The organism is Erythrobacter insulae, assembly GCF_007004095.1.
In the GTDB taxonomy this organism is placed as follows: Bacteria; Pseudomonadota; Alphaproteobacteria; order Sphingomonadales; family Sphingomonadaceae; genus Erythrobacter; species Erythrobacter insulae.
Genome location: NZ_VHJK01000001.1, coordinates 2,566,960 through 2,583,392 on the forward strand (window position 1 = coordinate 2,566,960; position 16,433 = coordinate 2,583,392).

The following is a 16,433-nucleotide window of genomic DNA, read 5'->3' on the forward strand; positions in this document are numbered from 1 at the left end:
GATTGACTATGGGCGAAATCCTCTTCCTCGCGCACCGCATTCCGTTTCCGCCCAATCGCGGTGACAAGATCCGCGCGCATCATTTGCTTCACAAGCTTGCTTGTATGGCGCCGGTCCATGTCGGCTGTTTCGCAGAGAATGACGAAGACCGAGCGGGCGAGGGCGCACTTTGCGCAATTGCTGCGAGCTACAAAATCGTCAACCGGAACAAACCACTGGTTTTGGCAGGCGCCGAAGCAGTGCTGTCGGGTAAACCGGTCAGCCTGACTGCATTTCATAGCGCGCAGCTTGAAAGCTGGGTGCGTGAGACGATTGCCACACGCAATATCGCCACGATTGTGATCTTTTCCGGGCAAATGGGTCAATACATTCCAGATGATTTTGACGGGCGTGTCGTGATTGACCTTTGTGATGTCGATAGCGCCAAATTTGAATCTTATGCCGAGGCGGGCGAGCGGGTTTGGCTGAATTCGCGTGAAGGCCGTTTACTCGCAGCTGAAGAGGCGCGGTTATGCAGACGCGCCGATACGACGATCCTGATCAGTGATAACGAGGCCGAGCTTTTTCGAAGCCGCCTTCCCGCATCACAAGGTGCAGGCGTAACCGTTCTGGGTAACGGGATCGATGCAGACTTCTTCAATCCTTCGCGCGTTCAACCCGATGTACAAATATCGGGCCGGCCCGGTCCGCATTTCGTGTTTACCGGACAGATGGATTACCGCCCGAATGAACAAGCGGCATTGTGGGTCCTTGATCAATTACTGCCCGCAATACGCAGTTCGTATCCTGATGCAGAGTTTCACATTGTCGGGCGTAACCCAACGGCGAAACTGCTGGCGCGCAGCAAACAGGACGGTCTGACTATTCATGGCGAAGTGCCCGATGTGCGGCCTTTCATCGCCGCCGCCGATTGCGTGGTTGCGCCGCTGCTGATTGCGCGCGGAGTTCAGAATAAAGTGCTGGAAGCGATGGCGATGGCCCGTCCGGTGCTTGTCACACCCGAAGCAGCAACCGGTATTGCGGCAACAGATGACGCGCATTGGATGATCTGCGTTGCAGATGCACAGATCATGACCGCGCGTATGCAAACGCTCCTGGGCAGACCCCAAGCCAAATCGGCTATGGGCGAGGCTGCTCGGCAATTTGTGGTCGATTTCCACGCCTGGGACGCAATGCTCGCACCGCTTGAAACCATGGTTGGGATCGCCGCGCAGGAGAACCGCAATGCCGCCTGAGGCATCCAATACGCAGCCATCATGGCAACAGGAAAGCGTGATGGACTATGTCCCTGAAAACTGGCGTGCGCCGCTCGGCCTGCTCGTTTTGTGCTCCGCGTTGCTGATCTTTGTAACCGCCCGCGAATGGGGCGAGATGTTCCATCAATGGTGGAACATCGACACCTACACCCACATCTTGCTCGTTCCGCTTATTATCATCTGGCTTGTTTGGCTGCGCAATGATGATCTGATCAAGATCGCCCCTAAACCATGGATGCCCGGTCTCGCTTTGGTGGCGGCGGGCCTTGGCCTGTGGTTGGTAGGGCGGACTACCGAGATTAATCTGTTCGCTCATGCAGGCGCCGTTGGCGCGTTGCAGGCTGCGGTCGCGGCGACTTTGGGATTACGCGTAGCTTTCGCGCTGGCACTGCCGCTGGCTTTTGCAGTTTTCCTCGTTCCGTTTGGTGACGAATTGATACCGGCCTTGCAGCTGGTCACAGCAGAAATCGCCATTGCGCTTACGCATTGGAGCGGGGTGCCTGCGGTGGTTGACGGGATATTCATCGAAACACCGGTCGGCCTGTTCATCGTGGCGGAGGCGTGTTCGGGGGTTAAATTTCTTGTCGCGATGGTCACGCTATCTGTGCTGGTCAGCTTTACCCGTTTTGACAGCTGGAGCAGGCGCGCGGCCTTTATCGCGGCCTCGATCATCATTCCCATTATTGCCAACGGTATCCGCGCTTGGGGCACGATCTATATCGCGCAAAGCCAAGGCGTCGAGTTCGCAGCGGGCTTTGATCACATTTTCTATGGGTGGATATTCTTCGCGCTCGTCGTTGTCATTCTGATCGCAGGCGCGTGGCGGTTTTTCGAACGCGAACCGGATGATTATGGGTGGACCGCAGATGATCTTTCCACGTGGGATCTGCTGGCTCGCGCTGAACGGCGTTCGCCGAGCATTTCCGCGACAGCAGGAGCGATTGCTGCGATGGCATTTGCCGCCGCGATGCTGGCTGTGATTGTCGCCCCGATGGCAATCGGCTAGGCGCGCAATATGTGCGGAATCGCCGGAATCTTTCACGCTGAAACGCCGAAGCCGGTCGATCCTGTTCGGGTCGAACGGATGTGCGATGCCATGGTCCACCGCGGACCGGATGGAGCAGGCGTGTGGACAGATCACGGCGTCGGACTTGGTCACCGCCGATTGTCCATCATCGATCTTGAAGGATCACCGCAGCCGATGCATTCGGCCAATGGTCGTGCGGTGATTGTTTTCAACGGTGAGATCTACAATTTCCGCGAGCTACGCCGCGAATTGGAAAAAGACGGGGCACAGTTCCGCACCCAAGGCGATACAGAAATGATTCTGGCCGCGTGGCAGCGTTGGGGCACCGCGTGTCTCGAAAAACTGCACGGTATGTTCGCGTTTGCGCTGTATGATCTGGACAAGCGGCAATTGTTTCTTGCGCGGGACCGGTTCGGGGTAAAACCGATGTTCCTTGCGCGATTGTCCGATGGCAGCATCGCGTTTGCCTCTGAGCTGAAAGGGCTGCTTGCGCACCCGCAATTGCGGCGCAAGGCCGATCCGGCCGCGCTCGAAGCTTATATGACATGGGGCTATGTTCCTGACACGCACTCGATCCTGTCCGGTGTCGAGAAACTTCCTGCGGGTCATTTCATGTTGCTCGAACAGGGCAAGAAACCCGAAGGTTCCAAACAGTGGTGGGATATAGATTTCACCAACCGTAAAAGCGGCAATGAAGCTGATTTATCAGCCGAGCTTGTCCATTTGATGCGTGATGCTGTGCAATCACGAATGGTTTCGGATGTTCCGTTGGGGGCGTTCCTTTCGGGCGGGGTCGATTCCTCCAGCGTGGTGGCGTTGATGAGCGAGGCGAGTGCCGATCCAGTCCGGACATGCTCGATAGGCTTTGATGTCGCAGGGCTTGATGAGACCACGTATGCGCGGCAAATCGCGGATAAATTCAACACCGATCACACCGCGCGAACTGTCGGCCAAGATGATTTTGGTGCGATTGACCAATTGGCGGCGATGTTTGACGAACCGTTTGCCGATGCCTCTGCTCTGCCGACGTGGCGCGTGTGCGCTCTGGCAAAGGAAAAGGTGACTGTTGCGCTGTCGGGCGATGGCGCGGATGAAGCCTTTGCGGGGTACCGCAGACAGGTGTTTCATCACAACGAAGAACGCGTCCGGTCCATGCTGCCAACCGGGCTTCGTGAAACGGTATTCGGAACCCTCGGACGGGTCTGGCCCAAAGCTGACTGGGCCCCGCAAAAATTCAGAGCAAAATCTACGTTTCTCGCGCTCGCAGCAAGCGGCGAGGAAGGGTATGCCAGCGGCCTTTCGGTGGCCACTCCGCAGCAGCGCCGGACCCTTTATTCAGACGCCTTTGCCGCTTCACTCGGGGGATTTCGCGCTGAGGATGAAGTGATCGAATTGATGCGCGGTGCGCCTGCACAAAGCGGATTGGACCGCGCGCAATATGCCGATCTGAAATTCTGGATGCCTGGCGATATTCTGACCAAGGTCGATCGGACCAGCATGGCGGTGAGCCTTGAAGCGCGCGAGCCGCTGCTCGATCACAGACTGGTTGAATTCGCGGCGCAGCTTCCGGAAAATATGCGGGTAAAAGGCAGCACCGGCAAATATCTCCTTAAAAAGAGTATGGAACGGTATCTTCCCGGCGATATTCTGTATCGCCCGAAACAGGGTTTTGTAACACCGATCGCCGATTGGTTTCGGGGGCCTTTGGCAAAAGAGGCGCGGCAGGTCGCAGAAAGCTCTGCGTTGGCGCAAACGGGCTGGTTCAAACCGCAAGAGGTGGCTGACCTGGCCGATGCCCATGTCGCTGGCCGTAGCGATAATTCCAGAATTCTCTGGCAAATTTTGATGCTGGATCGCTCCATCACCCGGCTTGGTATTACCGGCTAAAGCCTGTTTCATTTGTTTCAAAAACTGCGCCCGATCAAGCTCACTTGTGAGTCAGCTTGTTGGATAAGTGTAAAATAGTAATTGCCAACCGACTCCAACCTCGCTTACCATCAAGTCTACAAGAGCCTAAAATAGGCCAGTCGCACGTTTGCTGACGAGGAACAGCTTTCGAAAATCGGGTTGTATTGGAGTGAGCATTATGGATAGCGGCGCTAATCGTGCGGTTCCATTGACTGACGTAGAAGAATTATACGCAGAAAGCGCGCTTCACGCGTCCATCCCTCAGGAACTTTTCTCATTACAAGAACTCGACGTCTTGTACGACGACACCACCGCAACTCTTTGGTCTTATATGAGCCCTGAGGGGCGGCCCAGCTTTACTCCGGCGATGCTCAATGATTTTGAGCAATGGCAGCAATTGATCGGGCAGGGCTTCGGGCCCGACAAAGTGCCTCTGCGGTATCTTGTGCTCGGCAGCCGGGCCGATGATGTGTTCTGCTTTGGCGGCGATCTTGATCTGTTTCAGCAGTTGATCCGCGAGCGCGATAGAGCAGGGTTGGTGCATTACGGGCATCGGTGTTGCGCTATTCTTGACCGGAATATTCGTACGCTCGATATCCCGATGCTGACGATTGGCTTGGTTCAGGGAACGGCGCTGGGCGGTGGTTTCGAGGCCTTGTTGTCGTTTGATTTCATCATTGCAGAACGTCAGGCGACGTTTGGTCTGCCAGAGATTATGTTTGGTCTGTATCCCGGAATGGGCGCACACGCATTGCTGTCTCGCAAATTAGGCAGCGCCATGGCTGACCGAATTATCCTTTCAAATGAGACTTATACGGCTGAACAAATGTACGATATGGGCATTGTTCACGCTTTGGCTGAGCCGGGTGACGGTCTGAACGCGACGCGCGATTTCATCAAAAAGTCCGAGCGCCGCCACGGCGGTCTGGTTGGTGCGCGCCAGGCAACCAAGCGCGTGTGGCAATTGGAGCTGGCTGAGCTCAATAAGATCACAGAAATGTGGGCCGACACGGCGCTTCAATTGCGCGAGCAAGACCTGAAGGTGATGAGCCGTCTGGTTGCGGCTCAAGCCCGGTTGGCAGAACGTATTGCCGCGGCTTGATGCGGGTTAACCCTCCGCCCCGTGTCCCAGAGCCATATATTCGTCGCTTTGCATTTCATTGAGGCGGCTCGCCGTTCGCTGAAATTCAAAACTTCCGTCGCCTGCCGGATATAAATCATCGGGCAGGGAGGCTGCGGTCGCGAACAGTTTGACCCGCTGCTCATACAGGGCGTCGATCAGTTTGGTGAACCGGATCGCCTCGTTGCGTTTTTCAGGGCTCATGATCGGTATGCCGACCAGAAACACAGTATGAAACTCGCGCGCGATCGCGAGGTAATCAGCTGCTCCGCGATTTTCACTACACAGCTTTTTAAAGCTGAACACTGCCACGCCTTTAAGAGCTTTGGGCACATGAAGTGTGCGGCCTCCACCAAGGTCGAGTTCACCAGTGGGAACATTCGCCGCATCTTCAGGTGCGAAATCGGTCAGACGGAAAAACGCTTCGCGGACTTTGTTGGTTGCCGGTTCACCAATCGGCGTATGCCAAGTCGCCAGGCCGCCGATCCGGTCAAGTCGGTAATCCATCGGACCATTCAACTCGACCACATCCATCTCGCTCTCAACCAGATCGATAAAGGGTAGGAATAGCGAACGATTCAGCCCGTCTTTATACAAATCGCGAGGCGGGCGATTGGAGGTGGTGACAATAACCGTTCCAGACGCCATCAATGCAGTGAAGAAACGGCCCATGATCGCCGCATCGGCGGTGTTCGTGACGACCATCTCATCAAAGGCAAGACACCGCGTATCCGCGGCCATACTTAGCGCGACCGAAGTAAGCGGATCGTCACGTTTGGCTTTGCGTGCCTTTGTGATCAACGCGTCAACTTCCAGCATAAAAGCGTGAAAGTGCACGCGGCGCTTTTGTTCAAGGTCAAGAGTTTCGACAAACAAGTCCATCAGCATCGATTTTCCGCGTCCGACGCCGCCCCACATATACACGCCGCGCGGGTCTGGTTTGCCGGTTGCGGTCCCCGTCAGCCGTTCAAACCAACTGCGTTTAGGTGGCCCTGCTTCCAATTCGTCTTGAAGTCGATGGAGCCGTTCGACAGCGATTCTTTGCGCCGGATCGGGTTTAAGCTGGCCATCCGCAATAAGCTGCGCATACCGATCGAGCATCTTGGCCATTAGCCGTTTTTGCGCGGGGTAAACTTGCGGATAATCCCGCTAAAGGCCGCAACGCAATCGTCACCTTGGACAACTTCTCCGCGAACAAACACAAGTTTCCCGGTTTCGCGCACGATACCGGTCAGCGCATCCAGTGGCCGCGTAGGGTCACCGCCACCGACAAATTGGGTGGAAAGCTCCAGTGATACCGAAGGACCGGCATTGCCGTTTCCGATCACATGCATTGTCGTAAACATCGAAATATCAATCAGGCCCAGCGTCACTGCGCCATGAATTATCCCTTGCAGATTTTCATGGCGGCGTTCGGGAAACATCCGCAGACGGCATTTTTCGCCGCCGCGGCTGGTTTCACGGCGGGTGATGAGTTTGCCCATCACCGCCCCGTTAAACAGGCTGTCATCCTTGAGATTCCAGTGATGCCAACCGGGGTTCTCCGGGTCTGGCAAATGGTCAAATACGTCGTCTGACAGCGCCACCGATCAGATCGCGCGTTCGGCCATCATTTTCTTGGTTTCAGCGATGGCTTTCGCCGGGCTGAGCCCTTTTGGACAGACATTCGCGCAGTTCATGATTGTGTGGCAGCGATACAGACGGAACGGATCTTCGAGCTGGTCGAGCCTTTCACCGGTCATTTCATCACGGCTATCCGCGAGCCAGCGATACGCCTGAAGCAGGATTGCCGGGCCAAGGAACTTATCCGAGTTCCACCAATAGGAAGGGCACGACGTGGAACAACACGCGCACAAAATGCATTCGTATAGCCCGTCCAATTTCTCGCGCTCTTCGGGTGATTGAAGGCGTTCTTTGCCCGATGGTGTCGGGCTAACCGTTTGCAGCCATGGCTGGATAGAGGCGTATTGCGCGTAGAAATGCGTGAAGTCTGGAACAAGGTCCTTGATCACGTCCATATGCGGCAGCGGCGTGATCTGAACCTCGCCTTTCAAATCTTCGATCGCGGTCGTGCAGGCAAGGCCATTTTTGCCGTTGATGTTCATCGCGCAGGAACCGCAAATGCCTTCGCGACAAGACCGGCGGAAAGTCAGCGTCGGATCGGCTTCATTCTTGATCTTGAACAGGGCATCCAGAACCATCGGGCCACATTCATCGAGATCGATTTCGAATTTGTCATAGCGCGGGTTTTTGCCGCTATCAGGATCGTAGCGATAGACTTTGAACCTTTTCACACGCTTCGCGCCGTCGGCTTTATGAACCTTGCCGTCTTTGCGGATGGTGGAGTTCTTAGGAAGGGTGAAAGTCGCCATTATCGTGTAATCCCGTTGTCTGTTGCCACCTATCTAACGCCTTGACCGCGCGAGGCAAGACACAGTGTGTTGCGTCGTTTGAGATAGGAGTTGAGGAACACTCAGCATCCCCCGAATTTTTACCTTTCGGGAACAGCCGACCGGCTCTTTCCGTTGAGCGCGCATGGACATTACAACACATTCACCGCGGACTGCGGCCATATTCGGCAGCACGGGCGGCATAGGCAGGGCGCTTTGTGAAGCTCTGGTCTCAAGAGGCTGCGAAACCGTCTATTGCGGATCAAGAGACGGGAGTGCGCCTGCGGGGCCACACTTCACACCCTTTGCCTTTGATTTGGCTGACGAGGCGAGCATCAAAGCGGCAGCGCAGATGATGACAGCACAGCCGCCGGAAATGGTGATTGTCGCCACAGGTATTCTCACGCTTCCCGATGGAACCGGACCAGAGCGGACTTATAAACGTCTTGACCCCGATGTGATGGCGCAGGTTTTCGCTCTAAATACGATTGGCCCGGCGATGATTGCCAAACATATGCTGCGCCTGATGCCGCGCTCAGACCGATTTGTATTTTCTGCGATCAGTGCACGGGTCGGATCGATCAGCGACAATGGTTTGGGCGGTTGGCATTCCTACCGCGCTTCAAAAGCGGCGCTGAACATGCTGCTCAAGAATTTCGCACTGGAGGTTGCGCGGACCCATCCCGAAGGGATTGTGGCAGGCCTGCATCCCGGCACAGTGGACAGCGCGCTGTCCGTGCCATTTCAAGCGAATTTGCCCGATGGCCAATTGACCGAACCCGATCAGGCGGCGGCCAATCTTTTGGATGTGCTGGCGGGGCTTAATCCTGCGAATAGCGGCCGCGTGTTTGATTTCAAAGGCGAAGAAGTGCCCGCCTAATTATCCCGTGGCGAGCACGGCCCAGACAAAGACGAAGGTGGCGAGCGCAGCGATCATTGCCGCGTTGCGCACCGCGCGGCGTGTGATGTGGCGCGCAATCATTTCCATTCCGCCGCACAGGGCAATCAGCATCCCTGCGAAGACCAGAAAATCGCCGCCGGTCCAATTAACCTCCCGCGTGAATTGCATCGCGACCAAGGGAGCGATCAGCAAAATTGCTGCGGCACTCCACAGCAGAATGCGGTTCCGAACCAAAAGCGGTTTCAAACCGGAACTATGGGGATCTGCCGTGTGCATAGTTCACTTTTAACATATTTGGGCTTTCGGGCAAAGTATGTACGATTGTGACGGTTCTTGCGTCCTGATCACAATTTTGTTCCACTTGATCAAAATCGGCTTACACTTGACGCTTGAGTAGCAACGCGAAGGAGAGAGCGCGTGGGATTGGGGCAATGGTACGACGCGCACATAATGCCGCGTCTTGTGACATGCGCATGCAGCCAGGGTCAGGTTATGAAACGCCGATCCGAACTGGTTCCTATGGCAAGCGGCGATGTATTCGAACTTGGCTGCGGCGGCGGGATAAATCAGGAATTTTACAATGCCCCCGCCATCACCAGCTACGCCGGCATAGACCCGCATGGCGGTTTGCTGGATGAAGCGCGAGCCGCAGCAGAGCGAAAGGGATGGCCTGCCGATATCCGTCAGGGAATTGGTGAGGCAATCCCGTTTCCCGACCGTTTTTTTGATAGCGTCGTTTGCACATTCACCCTGTGTTCGGTGGATGATCCGGCGCAGGTATTACGCGAGCTTCGCCGCATCCTTCGCCCGGGCGGAAAAGCGCTTTTCCTCGAGCATGGGCGTGCGCCCGATGAAGGGGTTGCAAAGTGGCAAGACCGGATCGAACCCGTTTGGAAACGCATGGCGGGAGGATGCCATTTGACCCGGCCCATCGGTTCTGCGTTTCGCGGTGCCGGTTTCGAAGTCGAGCCGTTGGGGCAGGGATATCTGCCGAAAGCGCCGAAATTTGCCGGATGGAACGAATGGGGTGTTGCCCGGAAAGCCAGCATTTAGCGCGCAGTAAATCGAAGGCTTAGAAATAGAAAAGGCCGGGTGCCTTAACGACGCCCGGCCTTTTGATTGTGTTCAGGTGCAAGCTTTGGCTTATTCGCCAAACGTCCGCTGCCACCAACCGCGTTTCTTACCGCCGGTCGATTCTGCTTCGTCAGGTTCTGCTTCTACCTTCTTGCTCGCCGTTCTGGGTTTAGCGGCAGGTTTCGGAGCTGGCTTTTCCTTTACAGGTGCCTCCGCCTTTGTTTCGGCAGGTGCGTCCGCAGCTGGCTCTTCAACCTTTTTCTTTCGCGGAGCCCGCTTGCGCTTTGGCTTTTCAGCTGGCGCCTCGGCGGTTTCCGATTGAGCAGCTTGCTCCGCCGATGCTTCGGCAGGTGCATCCGCAGGTGCGTCCGTCGCCGGCTCTTCTACCTTCTTCTTCCGCGGAGCCCGCTTGCGCTTTGGCTTTTCAGCAGCCGGCACCTCTTCCGCCATCGCAGCGGCTGTTTCCGGCGCATCGTCAGGTCCGGCAACCACAGGCATGTCTTCTTTGACCTGCTCTGAAACCTGCTCAAGGCCTTCTGCGCTGCCTTCTGTCGCTGCATCATCAGGCTTTCTGCGACGTCCACGGCCGCCACGGCGGCGGCGGCGCTTCGGCTTTTCATCGCCGTTGTCATCGCTGTCATTGTCTGATGCCGGTTGGTCTGAGCCATCATCCGAGTTCTCATCTGAACCTTCGGTTTCGTTCTCCGGACGTTTCTTTCCGCGACCACGGCCACCGCGGCGGCGGCGGCGCTTTTTCTTGTTCTCGCCGTCATCCTCTTCGGAATCGAATTCGTTTTCCTCTGGAATGTCATCCTCATCATCATCTTCATCAATGATGGGGGCGAATTTAGGCGCTTCGGCCGGGCGTGGACCGGCGCTGGAAACCGCCATTTTGGCGCCTTCGTCCTCGCCTTCCGGCAGCACTTCGACGGTCACGCCGTAACGCTGTTCGATCTCGACCAGCTCGGAGCGTTTTTCATTGAGCATATAGATCGCCGCTTCGGTACTGGCCGCGAGCTTGATGACAGTGCCTTTGCCTTTGGCGGCTTCGTCTTCGATGAGGCGAAGCGCGGACAAACCAGCAGACGAGGCCGTGCGGACAAGGCCGGTGCCATCGCAATGCGGACATTCGCGTGTCGTCGCTTCAAGGACGCCAGTGCGCAGGCGCTGACGGCTCATTTCCATCAAGCCAAAGCCTGAAATGCGGCCAACCTGAATACGCGCCCGATCGTTCTTGAGCGCGTCCTTCATCGCCTTTTCGACTTTGCGAACATTGGAATTGTATTCCATGTCGATGAAATCGATCACGACAAGTCCAGCCATATCGCGCAACCTCAATTGCCGCGCAATTTCCCGCGCCGCTTCGAGGTTGGTGTGAAGGGCGGTCTGCTCAATGCCGTGTTCTTTGGTCGATCGGCCCGAGTTAATATCAATTGAAACAAGGGCTTCGGTCGGATTGATGATTAAATAGCCGCCCGATTTTAGCTGAACCATCGGGTCATACATCGCCCGCAATTGATCCTCGGCTCCGTATCTTTGGAACATGGGCACAGGATCTGAATAGGCTTTTACCCTGCGAGCGTGGCTGGGCATGAGCAATTTCATAAAGCCCTTGGCCAGCTTGTACCCTTCTTCGCCTTCGACGATGACCTCTTCGATTTCACGATTGTAGATATCGCGGATCGCGCGTTTGATCAGGTCACTGTCCGAATGGACAAGGCTGGGCGCGGTTGAGGACAGCGTCTTTTCGCGAATTTCGTCCCACAGGCGGGCGAGGTAATCAAAATCACGCTTGATTTCGGTTTTAGTCCGGCTGAGGCCAGCGGTGCGAACAATCAAACCCATGCTTTTGGGCAGGGACATGTCATTGATGACCTGCTTCAAACGCTTGCGGTCACTCGAAGAGCTGATCTTGCGGCTGATACCGCCGCCGTGCGAGCTGTTTGGCATCAGGACGGTGTAACGCCCGGCAAGGCTGAGATACGTTGTCAGCGCGGCGCCTTTATTGCCGCGCTCTTCCTTGACGACCTGCACCAGAACAACCTGACGGCGCTGGATCACATCCTGGATTTTATAACGGCGACGGAGGGCCATGCGTTTCGCACGCACTTCGTCAACCTGTTTGGCGCGGCTGCGGCCTTTGCTGTTGCCTTTGGGGCCTTTACCCTGACGGCGACGGCCACGTCCGCGGCCTCTACCACGCCGCGAATTTTTGTCCTCGGATGACTCGTCCCCATCATCTTCGCTGTCGTCATCGTCATCGTCATCATCGTCCGAATCGTCATCATCTGATGCGCCATCTTCGATGGTGGAAACCTTGTCTTTTTCCGATGTGTCGATCTCTTCAAGACCGTCTTCGGCGAGATCTTCGGCTAATGCTTCCGAGCTTTCATCATCGGCGTCATATTCTTCGCCGGGGGTTATGCCGTCTTCTTCATCTTCGTCACGAAGGCGCGCTTCTTCTTCGGCTGCCTCTGCTTCTTCATCGAGCAGCGCCTGACGATCCTCGGACGGGATTTGATAATAGTCGGGGTGGATTTCGTTGAAAGCGAGGAAACCGTGGCGATTGCCGCCGAAATCGACAAATGCCGCCTGAAGCGACGGTTCGACCCGTGTTACTTTCGCCAGATAGATATTGCCTTTGATCTGCTTGTGTTCAGCAGATTCAAAGTCGAATTCCTCAATTCGATTGCCTTTGAGAACCGCCACCCGGGTTTCTTCCGAGTGGCGCGCATCGATTAGCATGCGCGTTGCCATTAAATTGTCTCCAGACGCCGCGGCCGCGCGCAGCCAAAGGCTCGCGAAGGGGGCGTGTATTGTGTGATAAATAAAGGCGCAGATTAACCGCGCCGTTTGGGTTCTTCGCTTCTCGCCGTGTTACCGAGGAGCCTGCGATGTTCGTGTCTGCTGTGATCGAGCTGCGGAAAAATACCGCGCTCCGGCTCGCATCTTCGCGCGCGCCCCATGGGCGCTGCGAATCTAACTGCGAGGAGAAGTGTCTCGTCACTACATCAACCTGTTGTGCGGCCCCGCCTTGCGACTGTCGCGGTTGGTGGGGCCGAGCGGAAGAAACGTTCAACGAAGAGCGGGTGTTACGCGGCCCAAGCGATGTTGTTTCAGAATTTTGACTGTTAGCACCGTGGGTTTCGTCTCGCAACTCTATTGCGCTTAGGTTGTTGGACATTCTAAGCACACATTGCGATGAGCATTCGAACGCTCCTGATCCTGATTGTGGCAATTCCTGCCCTCCTGCTTGGGGGCGCATACGCATGGGGTGTTAAGATTCCGGTGCCTGAATGGGGTAGGGATTACGTGCTCAGTTTCTTGCTTGAGCCTGAAATCGAGCCCTTGGAATTGCCAGTTATCGAGGGCCCTGATGATGAAACGCGGCCTTTGGTCGTGATAGATGCCGGACACGGAGGGCGCGATCCGGGTTCGGTCAGCGCCGGAGTGAGTGAGAAAGACGTAGTTCTCGATCTAAGTCTCGCTTTAAGAGACATGTTGATCGCACAAGGCGGCATTCGGGTCGCGTTGACGCGTTCAGATGATCGGATCGTTCCCCTCGCAGATCGTCCAGAGATCGCCAGGCAACTTGAAGCGGATCTGTTTATTTCGATCCACGCCGATTCCGCTGGTGAGGACAGCGCCGTATCAGGTGCTAGCATTTACATCTTGTCAAACGAGGCGTCGAGCGAGGCTGCGGCGCGGTTTGCAGCCCGCGAAAATAGCGCTGACCGGGTAAATGGCATCGAAATAGACGGACAAACTGAACGGGTGAGCGCGATTCTGGTCGAATTGTCGCAGGCCCGGACGCAGGAGGACGCCTCTGAATTTGCATCACTGATCACCCGCGAAGGTGAGGGGAAGCTGCAATTTCACCCCTCTTCGCGCAGATCAGCCGCGCTTGCGGTTTTAAGAGCGCCCGATGTGCCCGCTGTGCTGTTTGAAAGCGGATTTGTAACCAATAAAACGGACCGCGCACGCCTCACCACCGACGACGGCCGCGCTCAGTATGCCGAAGTTCTGAGCCAGGCGATCCGGGTCTACTTCGCCCGCCGCAGCGAATTTTAGAGCGCAGACCGGTTGGATTCATGATAATGGATGACACGTGTAAATTAGGGCCAAAGCCGCTGGTAAGGCCGATATAACTCGTGCTAACCGCGTTCGAACGATGACAGATAATCCTTCTTCCTCCGGTCTAGAATATTTCCGCTATCGCTTGAACCGCGATCTGGGCGGGGCGTCTGCCTGGTTCGCCGCGAAATGGCGCAACAGCTTATTGTTCAAGATTGCTGCCGTTCTGGTGGCGTTAGGCTTGGTATTCTGGGTTGCGGTATTTGTGTGGCTGGCAAATGACCTTCCCGAAGCCGAAAGCCTGCTCGAATATGAAACACCTCTGCCCACGGTGGTGCGCGGTGCAGACGGTGAAATCGTCCATTCTTACGCGCGTGAACGACGTGTCCAGTTGCAGTTCCCTGACCTGCCGGAACGGTTGATCGGTGCGTATCTGTCTGCCGAGGATAAGACGTTTTTCAGCCATGGCGGGGTTGACCTGACGGGCACGGCTAATGCGGTGTTTGATTACGCCACAAAATACGGCTCTGGCGACCGCGCGGTTGGCGGTTCAACCATCACCCAGCAGCTCGCTAAAGTTCTGCTGTTGGGCGATGAATATTCGGTCACGCGCAAACTTAAGGAGATGATCCTTGCGAGCCGTATCGAAGACGTGCTGACCAAGGAAGAAATCCTTGAGCTGTATCTCAATGAGATTCCGCTGGGACGCCGCAGTTTTGGTGTTCAGGCCGCGTCGCGCGCTTATTTTGATAAAGATGTAGGCGAGCTTGATCTGCACGAAATGGCGTTTTTGGCGATACTGCCAAAAGCCCCGGAACGGTATGGCCGTGCGGGCGAGGAAGACGCTGCGCTGACCCGCCGCGATTTTGTTTTGCGGCAGATGGAAGAGAATGGCTACATCACCGCCGCCGAAAGAGACCAGGCGGCCAAAATGCCGCTTGGTCTGGTAAACCAGCGGTCGCAGCGTTCGGTTGATGCCGGATATTTCCTTGAGGAAGTTCGGCGGCAGCTTATCGAACAATTTGGTGAGAACGCGGAGCAAGGCAACAACAGCGTTTATGCTGGCGGTCTTTGGGTCCGCACATCGCTTGACCCAGAACTGCAAGAGGCAGCGCGCGATGCTTTGCGGGCTGGGCTTGTGCGGTACCATGGCCGCAGAGGGTGGGGCGGGCCGATTGCGAATATCGATCTCAGCGAGGGCAATTGGGCCGGGCAACTGGCAAGTTCATACCTCTCGATTCGGTACAAGGATTGGCGCATCGGTGTCGTCACACAGCGTACTGGCAGCAGCGCGACAATCGGTTTTTCCAACGGCGATGAAGCCCCCTTGGCGGGTTTGCCGAACGCGTTGAAAGCAGGCGATGTGATCGCCGTGCGTCCGCAAGGATCAGGTTTTCGCGTAGCCACTATCCCCACCGCTCAAGGCGGGCTGGTTGTCCAGAACCCGCAAACTGGCCGCGTTGTCGCAATGCAGGGCGGGTTCGATCACCGGCTGTCTGATTTCAACCGCGCAACACAGGCCATGCGTCAGCCAGGCTCAACCATCAAGCCGTTCGTTTACGCGACCGGTTTGGACAATGGCATGACCCCCTCGACGGAGATCGATAACACGCGGTTCTGCTATTATCAGGGCAATCGACTGGGCGAAAAATGCATTCGCGGCGGACGTGCCGGGCAATTCCCGATGCGGTACGGGCTCGAGCAGTCGCAGAACATCATGACTGTCCAGATCGGTATGCAGGCCGGAATGGATAATGTTGTCGATACAATCGAATCAATGGGAATCGGAGAGGCCGATCCTTACGCTGCCACAGCTCTTGGATCAGAAGAAACGACCGTTATGCGAATGGTTGGCGCCTATTCCGCGCTTGCCAATCACGGGCGGCTCAACACACCGACTGTTATCGATTATGTTCAGGATCGCCGGGGCAAAGTGATCTGGCGCGCAGATGAGCGCAAATGCAACAGCTGTAATATGGATCAATGGGACGGCGCACCGATGCCGCGCATGGGTTCTAGCGGCAAGCAGGTTATGGATGCGCGCACAGCATTCCAAACGATGCATATGTTGGAAGGTGTGGTTGAACGCGGCACTGCGACTGTCCTGAACACACTCGGCCTGCCGCTCTTTGGTAAAACAGGAACCACCACTGGCCCGAAAGATGTGTGGTTCGTGGGCGGGACGCAGCAGATGGTTGCGGGCGCATATGTCGGGTTTGATACGCCGCGAAACCTTGGCGGCTATGCCCAGGGCGGGACGATTGTGGCCCCTATAATCAAGGACCTGATTACAAATTCGCGGGACCGGTGGAGCGATCTTCCGGCAATTGCGCCTGAGGGCGTACGTATGGTCCGCATCGATCGGCGCACCGGGAAACGGGTGTTTGACGTTTGGCCAACGAACGATCCAAAGTCCGCAGTGATTTGGGAAGCATTCAAACCCGATACCGAACCAGAGCGTGCAACCCGGCAAGACGAAATCGCGTCCAAACGCGACGAAATCCTCTCTCTGATCAGGCAGAGCCGGCGGACAGTGCGGCCGGTGGTTGAAAGCGGTGATGGCCAACCCGACGATTTTGTTGAAGATCGCGGTGGTATTTACTGACACAATCGGTGCCCATGACGGACACCTTCGTTTTACAATCGGACGTCTGGCGCTAAACGCGGCGCGAACAGCGATTTA

13 protein-coding genes are annotated in these 16,433 nt (G+C 56.2%); 8 read left to right on the forward strand and 5 right to left on the reverse strand.

The window, feature by feature from the left end:
- Positions 1-8 precede the first annotated feature (8 nt).
- From FGU71_RS12025 to FGU71_RS12040, 4 genes are all read left to right on the forward strand, one after another.
- The gene (locus FGU71_RS12025) at positions 9-1,235 is read left to right on the forward strand and encodes a TIGR03087 family PEP-CTERM/XrtA system glycosyltransferase (RefSeq protein ID WP_142788790.1); all 1,227 of its coding nucleotides are present in this window, start codon (positions 9-11) and stop codon (positions 1,233-1,235) included.
- On the forward strand, positions 1,225-2,262 hold the full coding sequence (gene xrtA, locus FGU71_RS12030) for an exosortase A (RefSeq protein WP_234035741.1): 1,038 nt from the start codon (positions 1,225-1,227) through the stop codon (positions 2,260-2,262). Before FGU71_RS12025 ends, xrtA begins: the two co-directional genes overlap by 11 nt.
- A gap of 9 nt (positions 2,263-2,271) precedes the next feature.
- The gene (locus FGU71_RS12035; RefSeq protein WP_142788791.1) at positions 2,272-4,170 is read left to right on the forward strand and encodes an XrtA/PEP-CTERM system amidotransferase; all 1,899 of its coding nucleotides are present in this window, start codon (positions 2,272-2,274) and stop codon (positions 4,168-4,170) included.
- 199 nt (positions 4,171-4,369) lie between these two features.
- A complete protein-coding gene (locus FGU71_RS12040; protein ID WP_142788792.1) occupies positions 4,370-5,293 on the forward strand; it encodes a crotonase/enoyl-CoA hydratase family protein in 924 nt (307 codons plus the stop codon).
- 6 nt (positions 5,294-5,299) lie between these two features.
- Here the strand turns inward: FGU71_RS12040 and zapE are convergent, their stop codons facing one another.
- The 3 genes from zapE to FGU71_RS12055 are packed head-to-tail and all read right to left on the reverse strand — an operon-like array spanning position 5,300 to position 7,683.
- Positions 5,300-6,421: a cell division protein ZapE gene (zapE, locus tag FGU71_RS12045; protein WP_142788793.1), complete on the reverse strand. Its 1,122-nt coding sequence runs from the start codon at positions 6,419-6,421 to the stop codon at positions 5,300-5,302.
- Positions 6,421-6,897, reverse strand: coding sequence for a PaaI family thioesterase (locus FGU71_RS12050; protein WP_142788794.1), 477 nt, complete (start codon positions 6,895-6,897; stop codon positions 6,421-6,423). The genes zapE and FGU71_RS12050 overlap by 1 nt, the downstream gene beginning before the upstream one ends.
- A 3-nt stretch (positions 6,898-6,900) precedes the next feature.
- The gene (locus FGU71_RS12055) at positions 6,901-7,683 is read right to left on the reverse strand and encodes a succinate dehydrogenase iron-sulfur subunit (protein WP_142788795.1); all 783 of its coding nucleotides are present in this window, start codon (positions 7,681-7,683) and stop codon (positions 6,901-6,903) included.
- Positions 7,684-7,846: 163 nt separating this feature from the next.
- On the opposite strand from FGU71_RS12055, the gene FGU71_RS12060 reads away from it, so the two are divergent.
- Positions 7,847-8,581, forward strand: coding sequence for an SDR family NAD(P)-dependent oxidoreductase (locus FGU71_RS12060; protein WP_142788796.1), 735 nt, complete (start codon positions 7,847-7,849; stop codon positions 8,579-8,581).
- On the opposite strand, the gene FGU71_RS12065 is transcribed toward FGU71_RS12060, so the two are convergent.
- Entirely contained in the window at positions 8,582-8,878 is a 297-nt protein-coding gene (locus FGU71_RS12065) for a hypothetical protein (RefSeq protein WP_142788797.1), read from the reverse strand.
- 174 nt (positions 8,879-9,052) lie between these two features.
- On the opposite strand from FGU71_RS12065, the gene FGU71_RS12070 reads away from it, so the two are divergent.
- On the forward strand, positions 9,053-9,655 hold the full coding sequence (locus FGU71_RS12070) for a class I SAM-dependent methyltransferase (RefSeq protein WP_142789127.1): 603 nt from the start codon (positions 9,053-9,055) through the stop codon (positions 9,653-9,655).
- Positions 9,656-9,745: 90 nt separating this feature from the next.
- Here FGU71_RS12070 and FGU71_RS12075 read toward each other — a convergent pair whose 3' ends face one another.
- On the reverse strand, positions 9,746-12,433 hold the full coding sequence (locus tag FGU71_RS12075) for an Rne/Rng family ribonuclease (RefSeq protein ID WP_142788798.1): 2,688 nt from the start codon (positions 12,431-12,433) through the stop codon (positions 9,746-9,748).
- Between the two features lie 474 nt (positions 12,434-12,907).
- Between FGU71_RS12075 and FGU71_RS12080 the strand changes: the two genes are divergently transcribed.
- On the forward strand, positions 12,908-13,747 hold the full coding sequence (locus tag FGU71_RS12080) for an N-acetylmuramoyl-L-alanine amidase family protein (protein ID WP_325053181.1): 840 nt from the start codon (positions 12,908-12,910) through the stop codon (positions 13,745-13,747).
- Positions 13,748-13,847: 100 nt separating this feature from the next.
- Positions 13,848-16,355, forward strand: a complete 2,508-nt coding sequence (locus FGU71_RS12085; protein WP_142788800.1) for a penicillin-binding protein 1A — start codon at positions 13,848-13,850, stop codon at positions 16,353-16,355.
- The last annotated feature ends 78 nt before the right edge of the window (positions 16,356-16,433 follow it).